The organism is Haloferax namakaokahaiae, assembly GCF_042663225.1.
GTDB lineage: Archaea > Halobacteriota > Halobacteria > Halobacteriales > Haloferacaceae > Haloferax > Haloferax namakaokahaiae.
The window spans coordinates 645,019-671,454 of sequence record NZ_JBHTAA010000005.1 but is presented as its reverse complement, the minus strand read 5'-3'; the positions used below and the strand labels follow the sequence as shown (position 1 = coordinate 671,454).

Sequence of the window (26,436 nt, the reverse complement as noted above, 5' to 3'; positions counted from 1 at the left end):
GTCGTTCGAGACAGTTCGCCGCGAAGTTTGGTACTGACTCATACGTACTACCAGTCTCTAACAAAAGCCAAGCAAAACGCTTTCCGCTATCGGATGGAGAATTCGCCTCGTTCGGTGCGCTATCGGCGAATTAGTCTGCGTCTCGAATCCCGGTTTTTCCGTCCGTTCGAACGGAGTTATTCTTCGGTGGAGAGGTCGCCGAAGGGCCGGTAGGGACAGGTGTACTCGTTACGGATAAGTTCTTCTTCGGCGATTTCGAAGCCCATCGCGCTGAGTTCGCGGCCGATACGGCTCAGGTCGTCGCTGTTTCGCCCCAGCGCCGTGATGTGAACGTTCTTCTCGCCGGTCATGATTTCGCGGACGGAGATGACCCCATCGACTTCCAATGCGGCCTTTGCGAGGCGCTCTCGGTCGGGAATCGGTGCCGTACAGAAGATAATCGTGTGGAGCTGGTAGCCGAGGGCTTCGTAGTCGATATCGAGATGGCTTCCACGGATGACTCCTTTCGATTCGAGCTTTCCGATGCGGTTTCGCACCGTACTCGGCGATACCCCGAACGTGTCGGCGATGTCGCCACCGGACGTATGTCGTGCGTCCTGCTGAAGCGCATATAGAATGTATTTGTCGAGGTCATCGACCGATACTGACGCCATGTACCGACGAAAGAACGTGCGTGAAATAGGTGTTTTGCTTAGACGGGTCACGCCTCGCCGGGTGCCGACGCGGCGTGGACCGCGCTCGCTGGCGATTAGAACAGCCAGCGGTCGAGCGCACGTTCGAGGCGACTGCGCGTGACCGTGCTTCGACCTTGTACCGCGAGCACAGAGTCCCCCCAGTGGTCGATAACTGCGTGGTCGTCCCGGGTGGATAGCGCCGAGAGGTCGTCCTCGACGCCGATGATGAGAATGTCACCGGTTTCGGTCGGGTGATTCGGTCCCCCGTCGGCGACGAGTGTCCCGGTTTTGACCGGTGCCGAACACAACTGGGCAATCTCGGATTTGTAGCGTTCGAGCGTCTTGGTTCGGGCGGCCGAGTCGCCGGCATCCGCGGCGTGGTTCAACAGGATGTCCGCGCCCGATTGGGTGGCGATTGCGTCCGCGACGGCGACTTTCGTCGGGTCGTACGGTCCCTCGCTCGTCAGGAGTTCGACCGTCTGAATCTCGTCGAGACCACGGTCGTCGAGCAGCGCAACGTCGCACGTCGCGTGGGCCAGCATCCAGTCGGTGTCGCTGCCGAAGAGTCGGTCGCGCACGTTCAGAGACGTGTCGGGATGCTCCATGAGCAACACGTCGGCCTCGGCGTGGTCGGCGTAGTTTACCACCGCGTGCTTGGTGTCGTGGCTGACGATGGCGCCGTATTCGACCGGGACGTCGAACTCCTCGCAGAGTTCGGCCGTCTGGCGCTCGAATCGGATATCCGCCGGCGATTCGATTTCGGAAGCGTGGGTGAGTGCCACCTGGTCGGGCACCTCTTCGAACCGCGTGACGGTGACGCGACCGTTGTTTCCGCGGGCGAGGTCGGCGGCGACCCGAACGAGCGAGCGCTCGCGCGTCTTCGAGATGTCGTGTGGGAGCGCGACGAGGACGCGATAATCGCTCGCCCACGAGTCCATCGTCTCTTCAGTACGCTCGACTGCGTTCCGGCTCACTTCCTGCCGTACTGCGTCGATTGCCGCGCCTTCGCGGTCGATTCGACCCCGTGCGTACACGAAGAACCAAGCAATCCCGGCCGCCACGAGGACGACCGCACCGACGATTGGGACCGTCCCCATCTGCGTGAGCAAGACGGCGCCGCTCGCCGCACCGAAGAGTTGGACCCACGGGTACAGCGGCGACGTAAACGAAGGCTCGTACTCGACGTTCCCCTCGCGGAAGGCGATAACCGCGAGGTTGACGAGAACGAACACGAGAATCTGGAAGGCGCTGGCGAGCTTTGCGATGTCGAGAATCGGGAAGAACGCGATGAGTAGGAGCAACACGACACCGGTGACCGTGATGGACGTACTCGGCGTGCCGAACCGGTCGCTAATCTTCGAGAGCGACGGGGGAACGAGGTTGTCCCGGCTCATGGCGAAGGGGTACCGCGACGAGGAGAGCACGCCAGCGTTGGCGGTGCTCACGAGCGCGAGAACCGCCGCGACGACGACGGCGATGATACCCGGCGTTCCGAGCGTCGCTTCGGCGGCGAGCGCCATCGGGGTCACGCTCTCGGCGAGCGCGCCGCGGTCGGTCACGCCGACCATCACCGCGACGATGAGCGTGTAGAGGAACGTCGTGAAAATCAACGACCCGAGGATGCCCAGCGGGATGTTCCGGTCGGGGTTCTCGACCTCTTCTGCGACGCTCGCAATCTTCGTGACGCCCGCATAAGAGACGAACACGAGACCGGTCGCGGCGAGCAGGCCGCCCGCGCCGCCGCTGAAGAAGGGTTGGTAGTTCGTCGATTGCACGCTCGGCGTCCCGCCGACGACGAACCACACGAGCGCGGCGAGCATGACCGCGACGATACCGACCTGTAACCGGCCGGTCTGTTTCGCGCCGACGAGGTTGACGAGCACCAAGAGCGCCGCCAGTACGAGCGCCACGGGCGTGACGACGCTCGACGGGACGTCGAACAGCAACAGGAGGTAGGGAACCCCGCCCACGAGGGCGAGCGCTCCCTTGAACGACAGCGAGAACCACGTTCCGATGCCCGCGATGGTGCCCAAGAGCGGCCCCATTCCGCGCTCGATGAAGAGGTAGGTGCCGCCCGCCTCCGGCATCGCAGTGGCCATCTCGGATTTCGACAGCGCCGCAGGGAGGACGAGCACGCCCGCGAGGACGTAGGCAAAGATGACCGCCGGCCCGGCGATATCGACAGCCAGCGCCGGCAAGATGAAGATACCGCTGCCGACCATCGCGCCGATACTGATAGCGAGAACCGAGAAGATTCCAAGGTCTCGTTCGAGCGACTTCTCCATTCAGGCACCTCCCGACGTGTTCGGTCGATGTGCGAGGTGGGCGGTGAACCACGTCCCACGGTCTGGCGGGGACCGGGTCCGTGAACTGCCCCGACTGTCGGTATCGGCGTCCGTGACTGCCGCACTGTCGCTGTCGGTCGTCCCAACCGAGACCGGTTCGACGAAGGCGGTCGTCACGAGAGTGGCCGCACAGACCGTTTTGACACCCAAGTCGTCGTAGGCCGAGTGGTTTCGCGGGTCGTTGACCAGAGCAACGACGCGTTCGACGCCGAAGTGAGACTGCGCGATGGTTGCGAGGAACAGATTGGTCTCGTCGAGTCGGCCGACGACGAAGACGTGTTCCACGTCGTCGAACCAAGCCGACCGTAACGAACGTGAGTCGTTGAGAACCGCCGTTCGTGCGCTGACGCCGTTGTGTTTAGCGCGCTGGACTGCCGTCTCGCTCTCGTCGATGTAGCACACGTCGTCGACGCCCCCGTTCAGTCGCTCTGCGAGGGTGCGTCCGACGTGGCCGCCACCGAGTATCAGTGTTCGTTCGAGCATGCTTGTGTACGACCGCCGCGAAACGCTCGGGTCGATTGACTCTGCCTATGAGACGGAACGCCATAATATGTGCGGTTAATTTGCTGATTCGACAAAATTAACGGTTTATCATACACATTATGTCCTTGGAAATTGGAAATTACGACGTCTCAGCCTTGTTCTGTCCGAAATTCGGTGCTTCGGACGAAACAACAATCTCCACGGAGAATATTCTCGACTCGGCAGATATCCATCCCATTTTGGCCGAATCGTCTCTATCGAGGTGGGGTGTGAGAAACATACGGATTCTGATAGGTGCCGCGCTGAGGGCGACCCCAGACGCCGTTCGTTCGCTCGTCGTTCGATTCGTGACGTTCGAGTTATCCGCCTCAGGTGCTTCCTCTGAGGGTCTACGCCCACCCACGCTGTGTCGTCTCCAGCGAATAATCTTCGCTGACTCTTCATGTCCACCTCTAGTTTTATATGACCAACTGACTATCACCAATTATGGTAGGTCCAGGCGCGCGCTCCGGGCAGGGAGACGCGCAGCGTCAGACCGAGGTGGGATTGCATGATAATTGACCCAGCGCGGATGGTTTCCGCTAACACACCGGGTCCACGAAGCGAGTTCGTCATGAACGCGATTCAGGAAACGTCGAAGGGGGACGTTTCTCTGGTTGCGGTCTACGGCGCGACTTCGTTCGACCTGTTCCACGTTGGCGAATCCGTTCGAACCGCGTTCGACTCACGAAGCGATCTCGTGTCACACCTCAGTGACCTCGCGGAGGAGACACGCCGCGAGTTCATGGAGCGTGGGCTGTTTTCGGGACTCAGTCCCGTCCAAAACAGCGTCGAATATCGCTTCGAAGACGAAGGCGACTACGCCGTCTTGCAGGTGTACTGCGGCGGCCGCGGCATGTTGCTGTTCGTCGAGGAAGACGAACCGGTCGAACCGCTGGTCAAGACTGCGTCCCACCTCCTGGGTGGAATGTAACGGGTCGGGAACTGTTCGTTCCGGCTTCGAGTGCGTCCGAAGTGGCGACGCTCGTTGCACTCCAGTCTCGACTTCCCGGCCCCACGTGAGTCGATATCACTCGTCGTGGGTCGCTGTCACCGACTCCCGCCGAACCGCCACATTTTATGCCTAACCCGGGGAACGGGCGACATGGACCAGTTGCGGCAGTCGCTTCTCGACGCGCCAATCATCGAAAAAGGCGATTACGAATACTTCGTGCACCCCATCAGCGACGGTGTTCCGATGCTGGAACCCGGTCTCCTGCGCGAAATCGTCATCCGAATCATCCGAAAGGTCAACCTCGAAGACGTGGACAAAATCGTCACGCCCGCGGCGATGGGTATCCACATCTCCACGGCCGTCTCGCTCATGACCGACATCCCGCTCGTCGTCATCCGCAAGCGCGAGTACGGACTGGACGGCGAAGTCTCGCTTCACCAGCAGACCGGCTACTCCGAGGGCGACATGTTCATCAACGACGTGAACGAGGGCGACCGCGTCCTCGTCCTCGACGACGTGCTCTCGACCGGCGGCACGATGAAGGCCGTCCTCGACGCGCTCGACCACATCGGTGCGGACGTCGTTGACACCGTCGCCATCATCAAGAAGGCCGGCTCGAACGAACTCGACGACACCGACCACCACGTCAAGACGCTCATCAACGTGAAAGTCGAAGACGGTTCGGTCGTCATCGTGGACGAACACGGCGACGACTGACCGACAGACGACGACCGTTTTCTGACCTGACTCTCGTGTGCGCTACGCCTGCGTGAGACGACTTCCTTCCAGCCGTCGGTGAACGTCGCTCCGGTCGCCCCCACGTTTTCCGCCACCCCGGAGCCTTTTTGTCGCCAGTCCGTACGTAGGGTCGATGACCGAAGCACTGTTCATCGTCAGCGAGGAGGGCTATTGGGGCGAAGAGTGCATCGAACCACTGACGACGCTCACGGACGCGGGCGTCGATGTGACCGTGGCGACGCCGACAGGTGGCGCGCCAGTGGTTGACGAGCGGTCTATCGACCCCCAGAACGTCGGCGAAAAACTCGCCGAACACGTCGTCGAGGTTCACGAGAACGACGAGCGCCTCCAGAATCCAGAGACGCTCGCGGACGTGGACGCCCGCGACTACGACGCCGTCGTCTTCCCCGGCGGCCACGGAACCGAGTGGGACATCAACCAGGACCGACACGCTCGCCAAGCACTCCTACAGGCGGTCGCGGGCGAAGACACCAAGGCGCTCGTCGTCTGTCACGCCGTCGGCATCCTCGCGTTCACCCGCGAGGCCGATGGGTCGTTCCTCGTGGACGGCCGCGAGGTGACCGGCTTCCCGAACGAGTGGGAAGAAGGCATCGTGGACGAAGACGACCTGATGCCCGACGGCCGAAAGCTGCCGTACTGGGTCGAAGACGAGGTGATAGCCGCCGGCGGTCTCTGGGACGCCGAACTCGACTCCGAGACGAGCGTCACCGTCGATGGCGACTTGATTACCGCTCGTGGGCCCGGCTCGTCGGCCGCAGCGGCGCAGACGCTGTTGGAAGAATTGGGCGAATAAAAGCAGGTTAAGTCGTCAAGTTACTCGATTTTGAACACCGCTTCTTCGATGCCTTCGCTTCGACACTCCGGACACCGCGAGGGGTAGTTCACCGGGTCGTCGAAGGCGCTAAAGCCGCAGTTTCGGCACTCCGGCGGCGCGACGAGGAACTGCTCGCCGTTACCGTGAACCGACTGTGCGACGTGCTGGAGGTGGCGGTAGACGGACGAGACGGACACGCCGACGGTGGTCGAGAGGTCCGAGGCTGTCGCGGGGTCCGCGCGGAGCGCATCAGCAATCTGCTGGCGGGTAGTCGTGTCGGCCTCTGTGTCACTCATACCCGCTCTTCGAAGCGCGAAGGAAAATCTGTTCCGCCGCATTCAGAAAGTGTCAGCTATCGAGATATGTGGGGAAAAGGCCTTGCCCCCGTAGCCTGATTTCAACGTATGAAAGCAGTTGTCCTTGCTGGTGGGTATGCGACACGAATGTGGCCGATTACGAAGTACCGGCCGAAGATGTTTCTGCCGGTCGGTGAGCAGACGGTCATCGACACGATTTTCGAGGACCTCGAGGCCGACGACCGGGTCTCGGAGGTGTTCGTAAGCACGAACGAGCGCTTCGCCGAGTCGTTCGAGAACTACATCGCGGAATCGTCGTTCGAAAAGCCGACGCTCTCTGTCGAAGATACGAGCGAGGAGGACGAGAAGTTCGGCGTGGTCGGCGCGCTCGCCCAGCTCATCGACCGCGAAAACGTCACCGAGGACCTCGTCGTCATCGCCGGTGACAACCTCATCAGCTTCGACGTCGCGGACTTCGTCGATTTCTTCTACGAGAAGGAGTCGCCGTGTCTCGCCGCCTACGACGTGAAAGACCTCGACCGAGCCAAGTCGTACGGGTTGGTGGAACTCGACGGCGACCGCGTCGTCAACTTCCAAGAGAAACCGGACAACCCGAAGAGTACGCTCGTCTCCATCGCGTGCTACGCCATCCCGGCCGACGACCTGCCGAAGTTCGACGAGTACCTGGCGAGCGACAACAACCCCGACGAACCGGGTTGGTTCATGCAGTGGCTCCAGCAGAACGGCGACGTGTTCGCCTTCACCTTCGACGGCGCGTGGTTCGATATCGGCACGCCCCAGAGCTACCTCGACGCAGTCGCGTGGTACCTCGGCGGCGAGAACTTCGTCCACGAGTCGGCGACGGTGACGGACACCGAACTCGGCACCAACGTCCACATCATGAGAGACGCCGTGGTGGAAGGCTCCTCGCTCGAAGAGTCGGTGGTGTTCCCCGGCGCCGTCATCCGCGACGCCGAACTGAAGCAGTCTATCGTCGACGAGGAGACGACCATCGAGAATCTCGACCTCTCGAACGCGCTCATCGGCGCGCACTCGCGCTTGACGAAAGAGTAAGTTCTCGCTCGAATCCCTATTTTTGACGCGCTCGATTACCCGAGATAGGCGTCCGTAATCACGAGTCGGCCGTGGGTTCCCTCCCACTCCGTCTCGTATTCGAGTTCGATTGGGCGGTCCATGTGTGGGCCGTCGGTGACGAGCGTCTCGAACTCGCCGCCTTCGCCCAAGATGTGGACGCCGTACTCGTCGTTGAGTTGTTCTAACTCGTCCAGCGCCTCGGCGTCGAGGGTGCGGCCGAGCCACGACTCGTCGAGACCGTGGGCGGCGACTTGGATGATTGCGATTTCGAAGCCAGCGTCGAGCATCGCATCGCCGAGTTCTCGGGGGTTCTCCTGCCAGAGCGGGGCGAAGAGGTCGATGCCGAGCCGGTCGCACATGCCCTGAATCCGGTTGGTCTGGAACTCGCTCTCGATTGCACCGGCGGTGACGCCCGCGATGTCGATTTCGGACTGGAGGTCGGTGAGTGCCGCTTCGAGGGGTTCGAGTTCGGCGTCGCCCTGTTCGCCCGAATCTGCCGCTGTCGAGGCTTCGAGGTCGCCGGGATGTACGTCGATGAGTTCGATACCGAGGCTCTCGGCGGCCAGCCCGGTGAGTTCCGTCGCCGGGACGTGGTACATGTAGGAGTCGTCGCTCGGGTGGACGGTGAGGAGGCGGGTGACGTTCAGACCGCGTTCGAGGGCTTGGTAGAGCGCCCACGAGGAGTCTTTGCCCCCGGAAAAGAGACTAACCCATTCGTCTTCCATGGGGTCGGTAGCGAACAAAGAGAGATAGGCGCTACGGTGTGGAGGTGCGTTGCAGAGGGGTGCGGAACCCGCTGTAACTGCACCGAGCGCGAGCGAAGCGAGTCGCTCGGACTCTTTTTAGTCGAGGTTTTTCGGATGAGCGGTCGCACGGAGTGCGACCCGAGTCCGAAAAAAGTCGGTCTTTTACATATAACCCAAGTCGCGGAGGCGGCCCATCAGGTCCTCTTTGTCCTGTGCGCGGCCTGCGCGTTCCTTGCTCGCGGCGAGGTCTTGGACCCACGCGGGTCGGTCGTCGGACTTCGCAGAGCCGGATTCGGTACCGAGCGAGCGGTAGCCCTCGAAGTACTTGGGCGAGACGGGGAGGTCGGATGGTTCGACGCCTTCAGGGAGGTCGGCCGTGCTTTCGGGGACGTGTCCGACGGGGAAGCCCGGAACGCTGTCGGGGACGATGTAGTTCCAGAACGCGCCCCAGATGTCGGCCTCGGTGAACTGGAGGATGGAGTGGACGCGGTCGTGTGGCGGGTACTTCTCGGACTCGTGGCGGGGGCTGAAGAACGTCTCGTCGGCGCGGGACTCCTGTTCGTCCCAGCGAACGCCGGAGAAGATGCCGTCGAAGCCGTGTTCGGAGATGACCTCGTTGAGCGCGACGGTCTTCAGCAGGTGGTTTCCTTCGAAGGTGTCGGCGTCGAGGACGAACGTCTCCTTCTCGTAGCCGAGGCGGGCGAGTTCCTTCTGGGTGTGTTCACTCAGTTCGGCGACGGCGATTTCGTCGCCCGGGGCCATGCCGCGACCGGCGAAGTCCTCGTTGCGGGCGACGATGAGGTCGAGGTCCCAGCGGTCGGCCCAGTCGTAGACGAACTGCTCGGTCTCGTCGAAGTGCTCGAAGTGGTCGATGAACACCACGGGCGGGACTTCGACGCCCATGTCGGCGGCGACTTCGCGGACGACGTAGAGGACGACGGTGGAGTCCTTCCCGCCGGTCCACATGATTGCGGGGCGTTCGTACTGCTCGAGGGCGGTCTTGGTGACCATCGCCGCCTTCTCTAATTTGTCTTCGAGGGTCGGGTACGCTGCTGCGGTCTCGTCTCGTCCCTCGGTGTAATCCAGAGTGAGATACTCTGGGAACGTGTGAGCCATGCAACACGCATGGTCGGGAGACGTTATCTATGTTTTCGGGCTAACGCCGCGTTAGACGACACCTATCGGGCGTTAGGCGCTGAAGAACAAGAACAGAGAACACTGTATCGAACGCCCCTGTTCGAAAGTGCGGGAAATGCTAACATACCTTGGTAGCCTCTCTTCTATCAGTGAGGTATCATGGAGACTGTCACATCGTCGGACGGCACGCCAATCGCGTACGAACGGACGGGTAGCGGGCCACCGCTCGTGCTCGTGCATGCGACGACCAGCGACCACACGCGATGGGAGTTAGCAGACGTTCGGCCCACTCTCGCCCAGTACTTCACCGTGTACGCGATGGACCGCCGAGGCTATGGGGAGAGCGGAGACGCAGAACGGTATTCGCTGGAACGAGAGTTCGATGACGTGGTTGCGGTCGTCGATTCGATAGACGAACCGGTGAATCTCCTTGGTCACTCTCAAGGTGCCCTCTGCGCCCTCGGTGCGTCCCTTCGAACTGCGAATCTCAGTACGCTCATCCTCTACGAAGCGCCAACCCCGTGGGGGGTCGTCGGCCCGTATCTGTACGCCGAGGACCTCCTCGCCGAGATGGAAGCGCTCATCGCCGCCGGCGACGTCGAACAGGCGCTCGTTCTGTATCTCGCCGAGTACGTCGAACTGAAGCCGGAGGAGTTGGAGTCGCTTCGAGAGGCACCGAGCTGGCCGGACCGTGTCGAGATGGCTCGTATCATCCCTCGTGAAGAGCGGGCACCCGCCGAGTTCGAGTTCGATTCGACGCAGTTCGCGGAGATGACGACGCCGACGCTCCTACTGGTCGGTGGCGAGAGCTTCGAGTGGGCCGACGAGGCGGCGAAGATACTCGCCGACGCACTGCCGAACAGTCGGGTTGTCACCTTCGAGGGACAGGGACACGTCGCTATGAACACGGTACCCGGCATCTTCGTCGATACCGTGGTCTCGTTCGTTCAGGAGTCGAGTGGTGCGGTTTTCGACGAGCGCGCCGACCATCGGTAGGGACGATTCTGCTGGGTTTGGCACGCTACTTCTCTCACGCGAGTAGGAATTCGACAGCGTCGAAGAGAGACGTTGTACCGAGTGCGAGCGAAGCGAGTCACTCGGCGTCTTTTTAGTCGAGGTTTTTCGGGTGAGTGGTCGCACGGAGTGCGACCCGAGTCCGAAAAAAGTCGTTACATGTAGCCGAGGTCACGCAGGCGTTCCATCAGGTCCTCTTTGTCCTGTGCGCGGCCTGCGCGCTCGGTCGTGTTCTCCATGTCCTGCAACCATGCCGGTTCCGCTGCGGACTTGTCCGTCGAGACTTCGCTGCCGAGGCTGCGGAATCCAGCGAAGTACTTGGGCGAGACGGGGATGTCGGATTGCTCGACGCCTTCGGGGAGGTCGTCGGCGCTCTCGGGGACGTAGCCGTCGTCGGGGTAGTTCTCGACGGTGTCCGGGATGGCGAAGTGCCAGAAGGCGTCCCAGACCGCGCGCTCTTCGAACTGAAGGATGGGCTGAATGCGGTCGTGCGGCGGGTAGATGTCCGGGTCGTGACGCGGACTGAAGAACGTCTCGTCGGCGCGGGACTCCTGTTCGTCCCAGCGAATGCCCGAGATGACGCCGTCGATGTCGTACGATTCGAGCGTGTCGTTAAGTGCGACCGTCTTCAGGAGGTGGTTGCCGACGTAGGTGTCGAGGAGGAACGGGAACGTCTCGTCCTCGTATTCGAGAATCTCGCGGACGTGGTGCTGGTTGTGCTCCGAGAGTTGGGAGATGTCGATGTCGTCGCCGGGTTCGAGTCCGTGCTCATCGACGTACTCGCCGACGTCCTCGTTGCGTGCCCAGATGACTTCGAGGTCCCACTCGTCGGCCCAGAACTTCACGAAGTCGATAATCTCGTCGAAGTGCTGGTAGTGGTCGATGAAGACCGTCGGCGGCATCTCGAGGTCGAACTTCTCGGCGACCTCTTTGATGAAGTAGAGCGTCAGCGTCGAGTCTTTTCCGCCGGTCCACATGACCGCGGGGTTCTCGTACTGTTCGAGGCCTTCTTTCGTGACCTCGATTGCTTTCTCGATTTTGTCCTCGATGGCTGGGTAGTCTTCCGGGGTCTCGCCCTCACCGTCGGTATAATCGACGTCGAGGTAGTCTGGGAAGGCTTGCGACATGACTCGTAATTACATATAATTAGGACGTGTAAATGATTTTTGGCCGAGGATGGCACTGCGCATTGCTACCACGGGACACGACAAAAATGTGCGCGCGCCACGCGAAGCGTGGAGACCGGAAGTATGGGAGATTCAGGAGATGAACTTGTTGTCGCGCCAGTTGATGCCGGTGTCGCTGGACCCGTTCTGCTGTGGGTTCTCAACGACCTCGACGGATGCGGCGCGGCGTTCACCTTCTACGATGCGGGTTGCGTGAAGGTCGCCGTCGTCCTCGGTGATGGCGGTCAGCGTCCCTTTCTCGGAGCGCAGTGCCACCTCGCGGAGGACGAGGAACATCGGGTACTGGAGTGCGGTGTTCTGAAGCACCGTCTCGAGGTCGCCTTTGAAACAGGCGAACTCGACGAGTTCCGAGGGAATCTCTTCTTCTTCCTCGCGGCCCCAGTTCGGTGCCCCTGCGCGTGGCGGTTCTTCTTCGTACACCCGGTTTTCCGTCACACTCGCCTTCAGTTGGGCCGTCGGTGTGTACTTGCTGAGGTTGTCGTCAGCAGAGACGGCCTTGATGATGAGCGTGTTGTTACGGCGCGTGATGTCCACATCCTCAACCTCCGGTGGGAGTTCGGGATTATTCTCGAAGTAATCAAGTACGTCTTCGAGTGGCAATTCCAACGTCGAATGGAGTCGATATACGCGGCCTGACATTGTTGGCTTCGGTATCGTCGAGCGTCACGGTGCGGGCGCGCACGCGGTTTTGGCGATACCTGTGTGCATGTAGGGTTCGAAGCCTTATATGGCCTACTCTTCGAGTCAGTCAACAGACAGAAAATGTCAATGGAAACTAGCGAACCTCAGGCGTCGCCCGCCAGTGCCGATTCGAGTTCGCCGCGTTCGTCGAGTTCGGCGAGGATGTCGCTGCCGCCGATGAACTCGCCATCGACGAACGTCTGCGGAATCGTCTCCCAGCCGCTGACTTCGTTGAGCGAGGCGCGGAACTGCGGGAGGGCGGGAAGGACGTCCACCGTCTCGAACTCGTCTTCGTACTGCGAGATGAGTTCGAGCGCCTTCGCGGAGTAGCCGCACTGGGGCATGAGACGGTTGCCCTTCATAAAGAGGACGACGTGGTTGTTCTCAAGGGCTTCTTCGACACGGGCATCGACTTCTTCGGCGTCGAGCTGCTCGGGTGTAAACGTCATAACCGCACATTACGCCCCGGCCGACAAAGGGGTTGCGTCCGCCGCCTTTCGTTACTGTTCGCCGACGCGGACGACGTTGATGAGCGAGTAGACGGGGACGCCGTCGATTTCCTCGACGCCCTGTTTATCGACGATGACGACACAGGCGACGGGGTCGCCGCCTTCCGCGTGAATCGCCTCGATGGTCTCTTTGAGCGTCGTTCCGCTCGTCACCGTGTCGTCAACGATGAAACAGCGCTTGCCCGAGACGTGCGCGAAGTTTCGGGAGAAGCCGCCACCGAGGTCGTCGATGTCGCCTTCTTCCCACTGATGCTTCGCCGGGGCGTACGACCCGAGCGAGGTTTCGAGTTCGCGCGAGACGGCGGTTGCGAGGGGGACGCCCGCCTTCTCGATACCGATGGTGACCTCCGCGGGGTCGTTCGTCTCCGTCAGGAGGTCGGCGAGCGCGCGACCGATGTACGTGAGTCGCTTGCCGCCGCTTCCGATGGCGTTCCAATCGACGTGGATGTCGTCGGGTCCGTCGGGCTCTACTGCCGGCGTTTCGGGCTTGGTGGCCGCGCCGCTTCGTTCGACCAGCCAACTGGCGGTTTCGCGCGAGACGTTCAACTCGTCGGCGATTTCGCCTTTCGAGAGCCCTCGGTCTGCGAGTTCGGCCGCGCTGGCGATGAGGTCATCGACGTTCTTCATATAGTACCGAATTCGATGGCCGTTTTTATAGTCGTGTCGTCGTCGATGAATGCCGCCTCGAAGTCGTCGAGGTCGTAGATGCCGGTGACGAGGTCTTCGCGGAACCACTGGGGAAGCTTGGTGAACGAGACGGTCGCCTTCTCGAAGTGCCGAACGTGCGAGTTGACGCTGCCGACGAGCGCCTTGTTGTGGAGCACCATCTCGCGGTGGAACGCGCCGGCATCGACTTCGAACTCCCAGTCGGTCGGGACACCGAGCAAGGCACCCACGCCGTTCGGTGCGAGCGCCTGTACGGATTGGAACGGGTGTTTCGGGAAGCCCGTCGCTTCGTAGACGAGGTCGATGTACTCGTGCTCGTCGGGAATCTCATCGACCGGCGTCTTCCGCGAATCGACGTACGTCGCGCCGAGCTTTTCGATGATGTCGATAGTCGGGTCGGGCCGGTCACGGCGGCCGAGACAGTAGAGGTTCTCGTAGCCCTTGTCGTCGGCTTTGAGCATGGCGAGCGTCAGGAGACCCAGACTGCCGTTGCCGAGGACGAGCGCGCTGGTCGGGTCCCAGTCGAACGACGACCGACTCGCGTAGGCGAGTTCGAGCGCCTTTTCGGTGATAGAGATGGGTTCGATGAGAAAACCGAGGTCGGCCTGCGACTCCGGGATGCGGACGAGGTACTCCGCAGGAGAGGTGAAGAAGTCGGACATATAGCCGTGGGCCCCGACGATGCCGCGCTCGACGTACATCCCGTCGGGGGCCATGTCGGGTTCGCCTCGCTCGAAGTACTCGTTGGTTCCATCCGCTGGCGGGCGGCGGACTGTCGGGACGACGATGTCGCCCTCTTCGAGATGCGTTCCGTTCGGGTCTACGACGATGCCGACTGCCTCGTGGCCGAGAACGAGGTGGTCTTCTCCCTCGGGGAACCCGCCGTGGCCACCGGCGATGACCTCGTGGTCGGTGCCATCGACGCCGACGCGAAGCGTCCGAACGAGCGCCTCACCCGGCTCAGGCTCCGGTCTGGGCTTTTCGATGATGACCGGTTTGTCTTCCCCTCGCTTGACAGCGATTGCTTGCATGTTCCCCCAGACGCACCACCCCACCAAAAGACTTATTCTACGACGAGTAAATAATTTCACCACGGTGAGCGCCCCGCGTCTGCATGACCAGCCCAATGACGCACCGCCTCGCGCGGAACACCAGTCCAGCCCGATTGTACGCGTTCACCGACCCGTGCCCACTCACCCTCGGCTGACGTTCCACCGTGCCTGTCAGCCACCGGGTGATGCCCCATAACACTCCTCAGCCGTCGCTTCTACAGTGCTGAGCCGTCGCTTCTGACCAACTGACCGTCGAGAAAATCGAAGCTGAGTGTGTCGCGTTCGTTTTACAGGTCGCCGACGAGTTCGTCCGCGAGTCCGACGTACGTCGCTGGCGTCAGGGAGAGTAACTCCTCGCGCGTCTCGTCGTCCACGTCGAGCGATTCGAAGAGGTCGTAGAAGTCTTCCAGTGTCACCTCGCGGCCGCGAGTGAGTTTCTTGACGCGCTCGTAGGCCTGCGTGTCGCCCTCGCGGCGGAGAATCGTCTGGACCGCTTCGCCGATAATCGCGGGCGTCGCGTCGAGTTCCTCGCGCATGACGTGCTCGTTCGGGACGACTTTCCCGAGTCCTTTCTGCGTCTTGCCGTAGCCGATGAGACAGTGGGCGAACGCCGCGCCGATGTTGCGCTTGACCGTCGAATCAGAGAGGTCGCGCTGGAGACGGGAGGTGGTCACGTAGTCGGCGAGGAACGTCAGGTCAGAGTTGGCCTTCGAGAGGTTGCCCTCGGAGTTCTCGAAGTCGATGGGGTTGACCTTGTGCGGCATCGTCGAGGAACCGGTCTCACCTTCGACGGTCTCCTGGCCGAGATAGCGGTCGGAGATGTAGAGCCACATGTCGAGGTCGAGGTCGATGACGACGTTGTTGACGCCGCGGAAGGCGTCGAAGAGGGCGGCGAAGTCGTCACAGGGGTTGACTTGCGTCGCCAGCGCGGTGTGGTCGAGACCGAGCAACGTGACGAACTCGCGGGAGAACGCGCGCCAGTCAACGTCGGGATAGGCGGCGACGTGGGCGGCGTAGGTTCCGGATGCCCCCGCGAGCTTGCCAGCGAGCGAGTCGGCGGCGCGCTCGACGCGAGCGAGCGTGCGCCCGAGACGAGCGGCGTAGACGGCGACCTCCTTTCCGAAGGTCGTCGGCGTCGCGGGTTGGCCGTGGGTGCGCGCGAGCATCGGCACGCCTCGATACTCCTGTGCGAGTTCGACGAGTTCGTCGCGCATCGCCCGCAACTCGGGGACTAACACGTCTTCGACTGCCCCCTTGACCATCAGGCGGTGCGAGAGGTTGTTCACGTCCTCGGAGGTGAGTCCGAAGTGAATCCACGGGTGGACCGACTCCTCGGTCTCGGTGCGGATGAAGTACTCGACGGCCTTCACGTCGTGATTCGTCGCAGTGTAGCCTTCCGCGCCCTCGACTTCGAGGCGTTTGACGAGGTCGGCGTCGTCGGCGTCGAACTCCTCGTAGAGTGCTCTGAGGTCGGCGCGTTCGTCGTCGGAAAACGAGAGCGGCGTCGCATCGAGGTCGGCCAGCGCGAGCAGGTATTCGACTTCGACCTGCACGCGAGCGCGCATGAGCGCGGCCTCGCTCACGTGCGGCGACAGCGGCGCGGTCCGAGACGCGTATCGCCCGTCGAGTGGCGACACCGCATAGAGCGGATTACTTCGAGTAGCGTCGGTCATGGCTGAGTGCTCTCGGTCACACGGGTTAAACGCCGGGGGTTCGGCTCCGACTCGAATCCAATTTCTATACACAAACGTGCTTTCATTCGCCCCAAATTCGATTACCGAATCCAGTAAATACACACAATCGAGTATAGTTTGGCCTCCGAGGACCGCAACCACTTTGAGGAATGCCGCACGCTCAGTGCATATGGTCATCATCGCCGGTCTTGCGAGCAACCGTGGACGAAACCTGCTCAACATCGCCGACCGCGCTCCGGGTGGAGCCGAACTCGGCGTCGTCGTCTCGAACCACGCTGACGCGCCCGTTCTCGACTCGGCCGCCGAACGCGACATCCCGACGGTCGTCGTCGAGCGCGGCGACGACGAGTCACGCGAATCCCACGAAGAGCGCATCCTCGACGCCTTGGAGGATTTCGACTTCGACATCGTCTGTCTCGACGGCTACATGCGCGTGCTCACCTCGACGTTCCTCGACGGCGCGCCGACGACGCTCAACGTCCACCCGTCGCTTCTGCCCGCGTTCCCCGGCATGGACGCCCACGAACAGGTCCTCGACGCGGGCGTGAAGACGACCGGCTGTACGGTCCACGTCGTCAACGAGGAAGTCGATGCCGGCCCAATCGTGACCCAAGAGGCCGTCCCCGTCTACGAGGGTGACGACGAAGACGCCCTCAAATCTCGCGTCCTCTACGACGCCGAGTTCAAAGCCTACCCACGCGCAGTCCGCTGGTTCGCCGAAGAGCGCGTGACGGTCGAAGACGGAAGCGTCTCGGTCGAAGGCGACGAAGACGCCGGACTCCCGTCTCGCCGCGTCGTCTCCGAGGACCGCTACGACACGCTTCGGTACGGCGAGAACCCGCATCAGGACGCCGCCGTCTACATCGACGAGACGTGCGACGAGGCGTCCGTCGTCGGCGCACCACAGCTCAACGAGGGCGCGAAGGCACTCTCGTACAACAACTACAACGACGCCGACGGCGCGCTGAACTTGATTAAAGAGTTCGACGAACCCGCCGCCGCGGTCATCAAGCACACCAACCCCGCTGGCTGCGCCACCGCCGACACCCTCGCCGAGGCCTACGCCGACGCGCTCGCCACGGACCCCATGAGTGCCTTCGGCGGCATCGTCGCGCTCAACCGCGAGTGCGACGCCGAGACGGCCGAACTCATTATCGACTCGTTCAAAGAAGTCGTCGTCGCGCCCGGCTACACCGACGACGCGCTCGACGTGCTCACCGAGAAGAAGAATCTTCGTGTACTGAATGTGGGCGAACTCGGCGAGCGCACCGAGACCTACACCGAGAAGTCGCTCGTCGGCGGTCGTCTCGTCCAGGAGCGCGACACGTGGGTGCCCACGCTCGACGACCTCGAAATCGTCACCGAGACCGAACCCACAGACGAACAGTTGGAGACGATGCTCTTCGCGTGGAAGGTGCTCAAGCACGTCAAATCCAACGGCATCCTCTTCGCCAAAGGTACCGAGACGGTCGGCGTCGGCATGGGCCAAGTCTCCCGCGTCGATGCGGTCCACCTCGCGGCGATGAAGGCCGAAGAACACGCTGAGGGCAAAGGACCGGAGGGCGCAGTTATGGCCTCCGACGCCTTCTTCCCGTTCCCGGACGGCGTCGAGAAAGCCGCCGACGCGGGCATCGAGGCCGTCATCCAACCCGGTGGCTCCGTGAACGACGACAAGGTCATCGAGGCCTGCAACGAGCGCGGAATTGCGATGGTGATGACGGGAAGTAGGTGCTTCAGACACGATTGAGCGAAGCGAAAGCGTGTCTGAAGCGCTCTCTTCCTTTCTGCAAGTCGTGCTGTAGTCTCGCTGTTGACGTCATCGGGATTTGAACCTCAGTCGCAACGCTTCGCGTTGCTCCTTGGTTCAAATCCTCCGTCGGGCATGATAACACTCCGCTCACGAATGGCGAGCACATGCAGTGCTCGCCGTGTTGTTCGCGGGTAGAAAGTAATGGGGACGGAGGGATTTGAACCCCCGATCGACTGATATCTCCGGTGTGCGCCTCGGTACTCCAGAGGGTCGTCAACGCGAACCGATGATCAGTCGGCCGCTCAGTATATCAGCTGGAGTATCGTCCCGGGCGCCAAGCCTCTGGAGTCAGTCGCCATGCCGGGCTTGGCCACGTCCCCGGAATGTCTGCATCCTCTCGTATGGCGATTTTTCTTAAAGGGGTTTCGATTCTACTCGTCGCGGTCGTCGTCCGCCCAGTCGCACTCTTGGCACTTGTAGGCCGTCACGAACTCCGTCACACTCGGCATGTAACCGACTTGGATGACGTTCTCGCCACACTCCGGACAGTCGAAGTCTGCGTCCTGAATCGGTTCGGCTTCCATCGGGCGCTCGCCCTCGACGAGTTCGGCCAGCGTCTCGGGAGTCACCATCCGCCCCTGCACGACACGGTTGCTCATGTTCCGACGAAATCACCCAAAGTAGGTAAGCCCTGCGCCACGGTCAGCGCGTCCGCATCAGGCTGTCGCCACCGTCACCGTGCGCGTCCGGGGGCCGTCGCACTCGACCAAGAGGATGGATTGCCAACGCCCGAGGTCCAACTGGCCATCGACCACCGGAATCGACACGCCGTTGCCGACGAGGAGCGCGCGGAGGTGGGAGTCGGCGTTGTCGTCCAGTTCGTCGTGTTCCCAGCCAGAATCTGGAACCACTTCGTCGAGCAACTGCTCGATGTCCGAGAGCAAGCGCGACTCGGCTTCGTTGACGCAGACGCCCGTCGTGGTGTGTTTCGAGAAGACGGTGCAGACGCCGGAGTAGTCGTCGGGAAGTGCGTGCTGCACGCGGTCGGTCACGTCGATGACTTCGAGTCGCCGGTCGGTTCGAACGTCTAAGGGGTGGTGCATACTGACCGTTCGTCGGCCAGTTCCAAAATGGGTCGGAGAAAGTGACTCAGCTCAGAGCCACGGCGCGCGCGACTCTTCCTCACCGGGATAGCCGTAACCCGGTTCGGGTTCGGAGGCTTGCGAGTCCGTGTCGTCGTCTGCCTGCTGGTCGTCGAGTTCGTCGCCCGTCAGGTCGTCGCCGCCGTCGGCGACAGCACCGTTCATCGCGGTGCGCTGGTCTGCGTCGGACATCACGCCGCGAGCGGCGTTCGCGCCTTCGTTGGCCGCGCCGGGGTCGAAGGCGAACAGGGCGGTGACGCCGAGGACGCCGAGGGCGACGGGTGCCTGCGTGGGCATCAGACCGAGCACGTCGAGCGCGAGCATGCCGAGTGCGACCGAACTCCCGAAGCGGAAGAGGTCGATATCGACCGTGCCGCGGAGGCGTGGGGCGAACAGGGCGACCAGCCCGGCGAACGCGACGCCCGTCCCGGCCGCCGCGCCGGCGCTGAGGAGGCGCATCGGGTCGGGGCTGACGATAAGCTCGAAGCCTGCAGGGTTGAAGCTGGCGACGAGTCCCAGCCCGATGATGATGCTCGGCGACGGGAGGTATTCACCGACCTTCGAGGAGGCCGTCTTCGCGGCGATGGCGAGGATGACGAGGCCCGCGAAGCGGTGGAACACCTCGAAGTTCAGGAGCGTCTCGATGGTCTCTGCGACGGCGGCTTCGGCGACCGCGACGGGAATGAGCATCGCACCGAGGAGGAGGATGGAGGTGAGTTGCTCGCGGCGGGTGCCGTCCATCTCGGCGAGGATGACTGCGACGGTCGCAGACCCACCGAAGATGAGCAGGCCGGTCTGCAGGATACCCGTGATAGACGGGTCGCCCGCGGCGGTAGTCAGTGCGCCCGCGATGATGAGCGCTGGGAAGATGCCATCGACCAACGGAAGGCCCATAACGGTCGCAAGCAGGCGGGTGGCACCACCGACCTGCTGCTCGAGACGAAGGGCGACTGGGTGGCGTGAAACACTCATTCGATGCTATTGATGGCCGTCACCATCGGCCAAGCGGTGATAGGGACGCAATTCGGACAGGGGCGTACGTGCGTGGCGTACATTCCGTCCATTTCGTCCAAATTTAAAACCCCGTTTAAGTGTCTGCCACATCGATGTAAAGAGAATGCCGGAGGAGTGGGTCATCTGACCGGCAATACGCGATGCGGCGGGACACGTGGAGTCCATACAACACAGATTTGGGACTGGGATATTAAACGTTGTGTGGGATACGACCGCATACAACACGAGTATCCATGGCGCTCTTTTTAAAAGGGCTGACGAATCGTTGGGAAATCTTGCCACAGCCTACGACTCTACGATGCACATTCGTGACTAATGTGATTATTCGGGATAGATTGGTCCTCGACTAGGGAGTCACGGAGACGTACTCGTCTTCACCGCGAAAAGTATCCATCTTTGTGTCTATTTCTACAAACAGTTTGCCACACATCAACATTCCCGTGCTATCTCGCAACCCTTTTGTCGTCACCTACACCACGCTTGATATGGCGAACGACGTTCCAGACCGAGAGTCCTTTTCCGAAAAACTTCGGGTACCTGAATCGCTGACATTCGACGACGTGCTGCTCCGACCGATGGAGAGCCGTGTCGAACCCGACGACGCAGACGTTTCGACGCGCGTCTCGAAGAACGTCGAACTCAACATTCCAATTCTCTCCGCGGCGATGGACACCGTGACCGAGAGCGGCATGGCAATCGGCATGTCCCGCGAAGGTGGACTCGGCGTGCTTCACCGCAACATGAACACCGAGCAGATGGTCCACGAAATCGAGCGCGTCAAGCGCGCCGACGAACTCGTCATCCGCCGCGAAGACGTGGTGACCGCACAACCGGAACAGACCATCAGCGAGGTCGATGCGATGATGGAGCGCGCTGGCGTCTCCGGCGCACCCGTCGTTGACGACGAGGATACAGTTCTCGGCATCATCTCCGGGACCGACATCCGCCCGTACCTCGAAGTCGGCGAGTCCGACGAAGTCCGCGAAGCCATGACCGACGAGGTCATCACGGCCACGCGCGACGTGACCGCCCGCGAGGCGCTCGAACTCATGTACGACCACAAAATCGAGCGCGTCCCCATCATCGACGACGAGAGCCACCTCGTCGGTCTCGTGACGATGCAGGGAATCCTCCAGCGCCGCGAGTACGAGAACGCCTCCCGCGACGAGGAAGGCCGTCTCGTCTGCGGTGTCGCCGTCGGTCCGTTCGACCGCGACCGCGCCGAAGCGGCGGACGACGCCGGTGCCGACGTCATCTTCATCGACTGTGCCCACGCGCACAACCTCAACGTCATCGACACGGCCCGCGAAATCAAGGAGTCCGTCGATGCGGACGTCGTCGTCGGTAACGTCGGCACCCGCGAGGCCGCCGAGGAACTCGTTGACTTCGCAGACGGCATCAAAGTCGGTATCGGTCCCGGTTCCATCTGTACCACGCGCGTCGTCTCCGGGTCCGGTATGCCGCAGATTTCGGCGGTCGCCGAGGTGGCGGACGTGGCCTCCGAGTACGACATCCCCGTCATCGCCGACGGTGGCATCCGCTACTCCGGTGACGCCATCAAGGCAATCGCCGCCGGTGCGGACGCCGTGATGCTCGGTTCCTACTTCGCCGGGACGGACGAAGCCCCCGGCCGCGTCATCACGATGAACGGCAAGAAGTACAAGCAGTACCGCGGAATGGGGTCGGTCGGAGCGATGCAGTCCGGCGGTGCCTCTCGCTACCTCAAAGAGGACAACGAAGACGAAGAGTACGTCCCAGAGGGCGTCGAGGCCGCGACGCCGTACAAGGGGTCGCTCGCGTCTGAACTCCACCAACTCGTCGGTGGCATGCAGTCCGGGATGGGCTACGTCGGTGCCGAGACGATTCCGGACGTCAAAGCGCGCGCTCGCTTCGTTCGCGTCTCCTCGGCGGGACAAGCAGAAGGACACCCGCACGACGTGATGATTACCGACGAGGCACCGAACTACAGCCCGCAGGAATAACCGCAGGACACCCTGTTCGCCGCTTTTCTCCGACTCACCCGCGAGCAACTGCTCGACCACTACGCAAGTAGTCGAAAAAAGAGAGTGATTAATAGGGATGTATATCGTGGCTTTAGCAGAGTGATGGATACCGCGGAGTTGCGTACCGCGCTTCGAAACGCTGGGATGTCCCAGTATCAGGCAGAAGCATACGTTGCGCTCATACAGTTGGGAGCTGCGAGTGCGACCGAACTCGCCGATGCCTGTGCGGTGCCGACCGCACGAATCTACGACGTCCTCAGAGACCTCGAAGCGAAAGAGTACATCGAGACTTACGAACAAGACAGCTTGCACGCCCGTGCGCGCGACCCGCACACGGTGATGAACGACCTGAAAAACAGAGCAGCACAACTCAGCGAGGCCGCCTCGGAAATCGAGGCACGGTGGCAACAACCGGCGGTTGACCGGCACATGCTCAGCATCGTCAAACGGTTCGAGACGGTGTTCAACCGCGCTGAGGAACTCATCACGGACGCGTCTAACGAGGTGCAACTGTCGGTGACGCCCGAACAGTTCGAAGAACTCCGACCGGCGCTCGCTGTCGCTCACGAGAACGATGTGTTGGTCAAAATCTCCTTACACCCGGAGGCAGGGTGTGAACTCGAACTCCCCGAGATAGAAGCCTACGAAGACATCGTCACGGAAGTTCGAAAGCGAACGTTGCCGTCTCCGTTCGTCGCAATCGCCGACCGGACGGGCGCGTGTTTCGCCCCACACGCGAACTCGGTCAACACGTACGGCGTGCTCGTTGACGACTACACGCTCGCGTACGTGTTCCACTGGTACTTCCAGACGGCGCTCTGGGAGGTGTGGGACGTGATTTACTCGACGCAGTCGGAGGCACCGCCAATCGTCTACACCGACATTCGGCACTTCATCCAGGACGTCTCGCCGTGTATTCGGAACGGCGAGGAGGTTTCGGTCTCCATCTCCGGCTACGAGACGGATACGCACGACCCAATCGATATCCACGGCACGCTATCGGACGTGTACTATACGGCGGTTTCGGCCCCGAAGAAGACGCCCTCGTTTTCCGAACTCGCCGGTCAAGTGTCGCTCACGGTCGATACAGACACCGATTCGTACACTGTCGGCGGCTGGGGAGCACTTCTCGAAGACATCGAAGCGAATCGAATCACCATCGAAGCGATAACTTGACGCGATTTCCCCCGCCGGAATCTATAACAAGGCGGGAGTTAGATACGTCGTACGAACAACAAACAATCCGGGCACACGCAGACGATAAGGGGTATTTTGATATAGCCCCAAACATCATTCAGTTCCGTGAGTGTTCCCGGAACACCACTACTATACCAATGAGTGCTGATCAGCCGCTTGTGCTCATCGTTGAAGATGAGCCGGACCTCGCCGATCTGTACGCAACCTGGCTTAGGGACGACTATCGCGTTCGCGTCGCCTACGGAGGCCGAGAGGCGCTCGACAACCTCGACGACGAAGTCAACGTCGTACTTCTCGACCGTCGGATGCCTGACCTCTCTGGTGACGAAGCGCTCGCTGAGATTCGAAACCGCGGCTTCGAGTGCCGCGTTGCGATGGTGACCGCTGTCGAACCGGACTTCGACATCATCGCTATGGGCTTCGACGACTACCTCGTCAAGCCCGTCTCACGCGAGTCGCTGACCGAGACTGTCTCTAATCTCATCTTGCGAAATACCTACGATACGGGAGTCCAAGAGCTGTTCTCTCTCGCGTCGAAGAAGGCCCTTCTCGAAGCCGAGAAGGACGAAGCGACACTCGAGGACAACGAGGAGTACACCACTCTCGACACCCGCCTCGACGAACTCCGCGAGACGCTCGACGAGACGCTGAACCAGCTCGACGAGACGCGCGGTATCTCTGCGGTCTACCGAGACATTGGCAACTCGGCAAGTTCAGACGAGAACTAATCTGGATTCGTTCCGGGACTGCCCTCTTTTCTCGCTCTCTTTTACTCCGCTATTCGGAAATCTCGGACGCGTGTGAGTGATTGGCAGATATATCCAAGATGACCGTCAGTTAATTAAGTTAATTTCTTATCAGAACTACACGAAAAATTATATTTCAGTACTGCGCATTGGTGTAGTTGCACATGTCCGACAACAGCAACACGATGCTTACGTACCTCCGTCAGAACCCCCGCATGATGGGCGTCCTATTCACCCTGACCCTCCTGCTCGCGCAGGCAGGGAACGCGTCCGCCAACATGGCGACTATCATCTCCGGTCCCTAATTACGCTTCGAGGAACTCGTCGTTCCAGAAGAGCTGGCCATTGTAGAATACTGGGACTTGTTCTAGACTGATAAACTCACGTAGCTGAGCTTCGTCAACCTCGAAGACTGCCTCATCTGATGAGACAAGATAGTGTTGGCCATTTTCGGCCACGGCTGGTTTGACCAGCGCACCCATGCTGCTCTCAATCGTGGGATACGTTTTGAATGTCAATTCAAATGTATCGGAAGTCCGCTCAACTTCGCAAATTATTGCAGTTCCACTCTCAGTTTGAGAGATTGACATTCCGCCATCACCAACGATAGTGTACTGCTGACTCGTTGCTGTGTTTCGTTGTGATACGTTGAGTGCGGTCTGGAGTGGAAACCCCATATTGAGTAGTTGGGCGAGAACACCGCCAACTTCCACAGCACCCTTGTTAATCACGTCACTGAGGGTGACGATTCCTCCAATCGCACCCCCATTGATGAGTCCCATTCCTTGCTCATAGGAGCTACAACCGTTCAGTAAGAACGACTCTGCACCGATTTCACCAATCGATTCAGCATCTAATCTCCCATCGGTACACTGGAGCCCTTCATTGTCTATGTGACCGATGTAGTGCAGGAAGTCGTTTTGTTCTTTGAGTACTGTCCGAAGCTCATCTGTCGAGAGTTCTTTGTGGTAGGACACTTCGAACGGCAGCTCACTTCGAGACCCGTAGATGGTATCCAGAAGGTCCTCTTCTGCACCCATCTCTGGGTCGTTGCAGACTACTGCGATAGAGATGCACCCGTTTTTCGCGGTCCGAGCAAGACGATTCTCGTACGCTTGTCTCGTCGGTTTGCTCGCACCTACTGGTGCACCGTCACCGACCCATGCTTGGTCGGCAGACTCCGACTCCGCGGGTTTGATGTACGCGTCGGGAGCGGACGGCGACGATGCTGCGCTCCGCGTGAAACTCTCTTCGTCCCGGAGGAAATCATCAACCGCTGATACCTGTACCTCGTCTGCACTGACTCGCGTCGTATTCGGTGTCTTGACAACGGCGAGATCGTTGACGATGAACGGAAGCAACGAGAGATTGTCTCGCTGTGCCTCGATGTGCGTCGTCAACGTCCATTCAGGCATTAGTTCTGAAATTTCGTGAAATGGCACCGAAAGGTACGCTTTGAGTCTTTCTCCTGCATTAGCATCATAGAGTGAAGCAAAATCGAGGTTCGCTCGCTCCTCGACGGCTTCTCGTTCGTGAAGATTGACTCGGTAATAGCCTTCAGTCCGTGTTACACAATCGAGGAAGAACACTTGTTTGAGCACTCGTTCGACCTCTGACTCGAAACCTTGTGGTCCATCGAGCAGATGAACGAATCCGGTCTCAGACTCAATTCGAGGTTGTGGTCCGGGTTCGAGTGTCGCGCCAAGGTAGTACACCAACGGTGCGACAACGACAATCGACTGAAGGTCCGGTGGGACAACGATTCGAAGACCGGTGTTCGGTGGTTCGAACCCGTCTGGAATATCCAGGTTGTCGCCAACTTCGAGGAGTGGTGGGTGCCCACGGAGTGTTGGATACGACCGCTCCACGCTCGTCGTTTTCAGTGCAGACCCGAAAGCCGAGACTGCTTTCATTACGTCGCGTGGTTCGTCGGTCGTCGTGATGGTCGTCGCAGGTTCGGTGTGATACGAGCGCGCACCGATATGGATAGGGACTTGTTCTGGAAGCTCAACGCACGTGCGCGTAGAGTCCGCCGTAATCCGAATTGACGACGAAATTTGTACGTACACCTTCACAGATGTGAAAAATTCAAGACTGTACGAACCCGCTCCGAGTTCGATAATAGTTTCCCCATCCACCCGAGCGACCATCTCGCCGAACAAATCACGCACGACGATACCTTTCAGCCCGGTGACTTCTAACTCATCGGTCTCGATTCGAACCGCCGCGTCGGTCGGAAACCAAAACCGAGTCTCGTCGGCCGGTTCCGGAGTGACCGTCGCCGGCGTCCGAATACGCACTTGATGACGCTCGATGCGGTCTCGAACGATGAGACCCGTCCCCTCTGATGGAAGCGAGAATCCCACTTCACGACCCGGAGGGACATTAGATTCATCGCTCAGCCCGGACTGTGCCATTGTGTATAGGTGACACGATTA

The 26,436-nt window shown here is 60.8% G+C and carries 27 protein-coding genes and 1 tRNA gene; 10 read left to right on the top strand and 18 right to left on the bottom strand.

Translation table 11 applies throughout. The features are described 5' to 3' along the window. Positions 1-176 precede the first annotated feature (176 nt). The 3 genes from ACFQJC_RS11010 to ACFQJC_RS11000 all read right to left on the bottom strand — a co-directional run bounded on the left by ACFQJC_RS11010 (position 177) and on the right by ACFQJC_RS11000 (position 3,502). Positions 177-653: an Lrp/AsnC family transcriptional regulator gene (locus ACFQJC_RS11010; RefSeq protein ID WP_390223427.1), complete on the bottom strand. Its 477-nt coding sequence runs from the start codon at positions 651-653 to the stop codon at positions 177-179. A gap of 95 nt (positions 654-748) precedes the next feature. After that, complete coding sequence (locus tag ACFQJC_RS11005) at positions 749-2,959, bottom strand: universal stress protein (RefSeq protein ID WP_390223425.1); 2,211 nt, start codon at positions 2,957-2,959, stop codon at positions 749-751. Next, a complete protein-coding gene (locus ACFQJC_RS11000) occupies positions 2,960-3,502 on the bottom strand; it encodes an NAD-binding protein (RefSeq protein ID WP_390223423.1) in 543 nt (180 codons plus the stop codon). It abuts the gene before it with no gap. A gap of 571 nt (positions 3,503-4,073) precedes the next feature. Between ACFQJC_RS11000 and ACFQJC_RS10995 the strand changes: the two genes are divergently transcribed. From ACFQJC_RS10995 to ACFQJC_RS10985, 3 genes are all read left to right on the top strand, one after another. Beyond that, on the top strand, positions 4,074-4,475 hold the full coding sequence (locus ACFQJC_RS10995) for a hypothetical protein (protein WP_390225597.1): 402 nt from the start codon (positions 4,074-4,076) through the stop codon (positions 4,473-4,475). A gap of 171 nt (positions 4,476-4,646) precedes the next feature. Continuing rightward, entirely contained in the window at positions 4,647-5,213 is a 567-nt protein-coding gene (hpt, locus tag ACFQJC_RS10990) for a hypoxanthine/guanine phosphoribosyltransferase (RefSeq protein WP_390223421.1), read from the top strand. A 154-nt stretch (positions 5,214-5,367) separates the two neighbouring features. Beyond that, positions 5,368-6,048, top strand: a complete 681-nt coding sequence (locus ACFQJC_RS10985) for a type 1 glutamine amidotransferase domain-containing protein (protein WP_390223419.1) — start codon at positions 5,368-5,370, stop codon at positions 6,046-6,048. Positions 6,049-6,068: 20 nt separating this feature from the next. On the opposite strand, the gene ACFQJC_RS10980 is transcribed toward ACFQJC_RS10985, so the two are convergent. Continuing rightward, on the bottom strand, positions 6,069-6,365 hold the full coding sequence (locus ACFQJC_RS10980) for a transcriptional regulator (RefSeq protein WP_390223417.1): 297 nt from the start codon (positions 6,363-6,365) through the stop codon (positions 6,069-6,071). Positions 6,366-6,473: 108 nt separating this feature from the next. Here ACFQJC_RS10980 and ACFQJC_RS10975 point away from each other — a divergent pair, with 108 nt between their 5' ends. Next, positions 6,474-7,439, top strand: a complete 966-nt coding sequence (locus ACFQJC_RS10975) for a sugar phosphate nucleotidyltransferase (RefSeq protein ID WP_390223415.1) — start codon at positions 6,474-6,476, stop codon at positions 7,437-7,439. 35 nt (positions 7,440-7,474) lie between these two features. On the opposite strand, the gene ACFQJC_RS10970 is transcribed toward ACFQJC_RS10975, so the two are convergent. Together ACFQJC_RS10970 and ACFQJC_RS10965 are read right to left on the bottom strand one after the other, a co-directional pair. After that, complete coding sequence (locus tag ACFQJC_RS10970; protein WP_390223413.1) at positions 7,475-8,185, bottom strand: diphthine--ammonia ligase; 711 nt, start codon at positions 8,183-8,185, stop codon at positions 7,475-7,477. Between the two features lie 183 nt (positions 8,186-8,368). Beyond that, the gene (locus ACFQJC_RS10965; RefSeq protein WP_390223412.1) at positions 8,369-9,322 is read right to left on the bottom strand and encodes a phosphoadenosine phosphosulfate reductase family protein; all 954 of its coding nucleotides are present in this window, start codon (positions 9,320-9,322) and stop codon (positions 8,369-8,371) included. A 180-nt stretch (positions 9,323-9,502) separates the two neighbouring features. Here ACFQJC_RS10965 and ACFQJC_RS10960 point away from each other — a divergent pair, with 180 nt between their 5' ends. After that, positions 9,503-10,339, top strand: a complete 837-nt coding sequence (locus tag ACFQJC_RS10960) for an alpha/beta fold hydrolase (protein WP_390223410.1) — start codon at positions 9,503-9,505, stop codon at positions 10,337-10,339. 173 nt (positions 10,340-10,512) lie between these two features. On the opposite strand, the gene ACFQJC_RS10955 is transcribed toward ACFQJC_RS10960, so the two are convergent. From ACFQJC_RS10955 to purB, 6 genes are all read right to left on the bottom strand, one after another. Beyond that, the gene (locus ACFQJC_RS10955) at positions 10,513-11,484 is read right to left on the bottom strand and encodes a phosphoadenosine phosphosulfate reductase family protein (protein ID WP_390223408.1); all 972 of its coding nucleotides are present in this window, start codon (positions 11,482-11,484) and stop codon (positions 10,513-10,515) included. 132 nt (positions 11,485-11,616) lie between these two features. Beyond that, positions 11,617-12,183, bottom strand: a complete 567-nt coding sequence (locus ACFQJC_RS10950; protein ID WP_390223406.1) for a DUF7110 family protein — start codon at positions 12,181-12,183, stop codon at positions 11,617-11,619. A gap of 146 nt (positions 12,184-12,329) precedes the next feature. Then, positions 12,330-12,674, bottom strand: coding sequence for a glutaredoxin family protein (locus tag ACFQJC_RS10945; protein WP_390223404.1), 345 nt, complete (start codon positions 12,672-12,674; stop codon positions 12,330-12,332). Positions 12,675-12,725: 51 nt separating this feature from the next. Further along, positions 12,726-13,361, bottom strand: coding sequence for a transcriptional regulator GfcR (gene gfcR / locus ACFQJC_RS10940; protein ID WP_390223403.1), 636 nt, complete (start codon positions 13,359-13,361; stop codon positions 12,726-12,728). Continuing rightward, complete coding sequence (locus ACFQJC_RS10935) at positions 13,358-14,431, bottom strand: glucose 1-dehydrogenase (protein ID WP_390223401.1); 1,074 nt, start codon at positions 14,429-14,431, stop codon at positions 13,358-13,360. The genes gfcR and ACFQJC_RS10935 overlap by 4 nt, the downstream gene beginning before the upstream one ends. A 308-nt stretch (positions 14,432-14,739) precedes the next feature. Next, positions 14,740-16,125 carry an adenylosuccinate lyase gene (gene purB / locus ACFQJC_RS10930; RefSeq protein ID WP_390223399.1) on the bottom strand — a complete coding sequence of 462 codons (1,386 nt, stop codon included), beginning with the start codon at positions 16,123-16,125 and terminating at the stop codon, positions 14,740-14,742. 190 nt (positions 16,126-16,315) lie between these two features. On the opposite strand from purB, the gene purH reads away from it, so the two are divergent. Further along, a complete protein-coding gene (purH, locus tag ACFQJC_RS10925) occupies positions 16,316-17,893 on the top strand; it encodes a bifunctional phosphoribosylaminoimidazolecarboxamide formyltransferase/IMP cyclohydrolase (protein ID WP_390223397.1) in 1,578 nt (525 codons plus the stop codon). A gap of 205 nt (positions 17,894-18,098) precedes the next feature. Here purH and ACFQJC_RS10920 read toward each other — a convergent pair. The 5 genes from ACFQJC_RS10920 to ACFQJC_RS18245 all read right to left on the bottom strand — a co-directional run bounded on the left by ACFQJC_RS10920 (position 18,099) and on the right by ACFQJC_RS18245 (position 20,175). Further along, positions 18,099-18,276 (bottom strand) — tRNA-Trp (locus ACFQJC_RS10920). A gap of 51 nt (positions 18,277-18,327) precedes the next feature. Further along, positions 18,328-18,555 carry a DUF5795 family protein gene (locus ACFQJC_RS10915; RefSeq protein WP_390223396.1) on the bottom strand — a complete coding sequence of 76 codons (228 nt, stop codon included), beginning with the start codon at positions 18,553-18,555 and terminating at the stop codon, positions 18,328-18,330. 57 nt (positions 18,556-18,612) lie between these two features. Next, positions 18,613-18,999: a secondary thiamine-phosphate synthase enzyme YjbQ gene (locus ACFQJC_RS10910; protein WP_390223394.1), complete on the bottom strand. Its 387-nt coding sequence runs from the start codon at positions 18,997-18,999 to the stop codon at positions 18,613-18,615. Positions 19,000-19,050: 51 nt separating this feature from the next. Further along, positions 19,051-19,932 carry a DUF5794 domain-containing protein gene (locus ACFQJC_RS10905; protein ID WP_390225595.1) on the bottom strand — a complete coding sequence of 294 codons (882 nt, stop codon included), beginning with the start codon at positions 19,930-19,932 and terminating at the stop codon, positions 19,051-19,053. Positions 19,933-20,016: 84 nt separating this feature from the next. Further along, entirely contained in the window at positions 20,017-20,175 is a 159-nt protein-coding gene (locus ACFQJC_RS18245; protein WP_465261523.1) for a DUF8099 family protein, read from the bottom strand. Between the two features lie 362 nt (positions 20,176-20,537). On the opposite strand from ACFQJC_RS18245, the gene guaB reads away from it, so the two are divergent. From guaB to ACFQJC_RS10885, 4 genes are all read left to right on the top strand, one after another. Next, a complete protein-coding gene (guaB, locus tag ACFQJC_RS10900; RefSeq protein WP_390223392.1) occupies positions 20,538-22,034 on the top strand; it encodes an IMP dehydrogenase in 1,497 nt (498 codons plus the stop codon). 123 nt (positions 22,035-22,157) lie between these two features. Beyond that, a complete protein-coding gene (locus ACFQJC_RS10895; RefSeq protein ID WP_390223390.1) occupies positions 22,158-23,231 on the top strand; it encodes a TrmB family transcriptional regulator sugar-binding domain-containing protein in 1,074 nt (357 codons plus the stop codon). Between the two features lie 158 nt (positions 23,232-23,389). After that, complete coding sequence (locus ACFQJC_RS10890; protein ID WP_390223388.1) at positions 23,390-23,980, top strand: HalX domain-containing protein; 591 nt, start codon at positions 23,390-23,392, stop codon at positions 23,978-23,980. Between the two features lie 182 nt (positions 23,981-24,162). After that, on the top strand, positions 24,163-24,303 hold the full coding sequence (locus ACFQJC_RS10885) for a DUF7503 family protein (RefSeq protein WP_390223386.1): 141 nt from the start codon (positions 24,163-24,165) through the stop codon (positions 24,301-24,303). Here the strand turns inward: ACFQJC_RS10885 and ACFQJC_RS10880 are convergent, their stop codons facing one another. Next, entirely contained in the window at positions 24,304-26,415 is a 2,112-nt protein-coding gene (locus tag ACFQJC_RS10880; RefSeq protein WP_390223384.1) for a hypothetical protein, read from the bottom strand. Positions 26,416-26,436 lie beyond the last annotated feature (21 nt).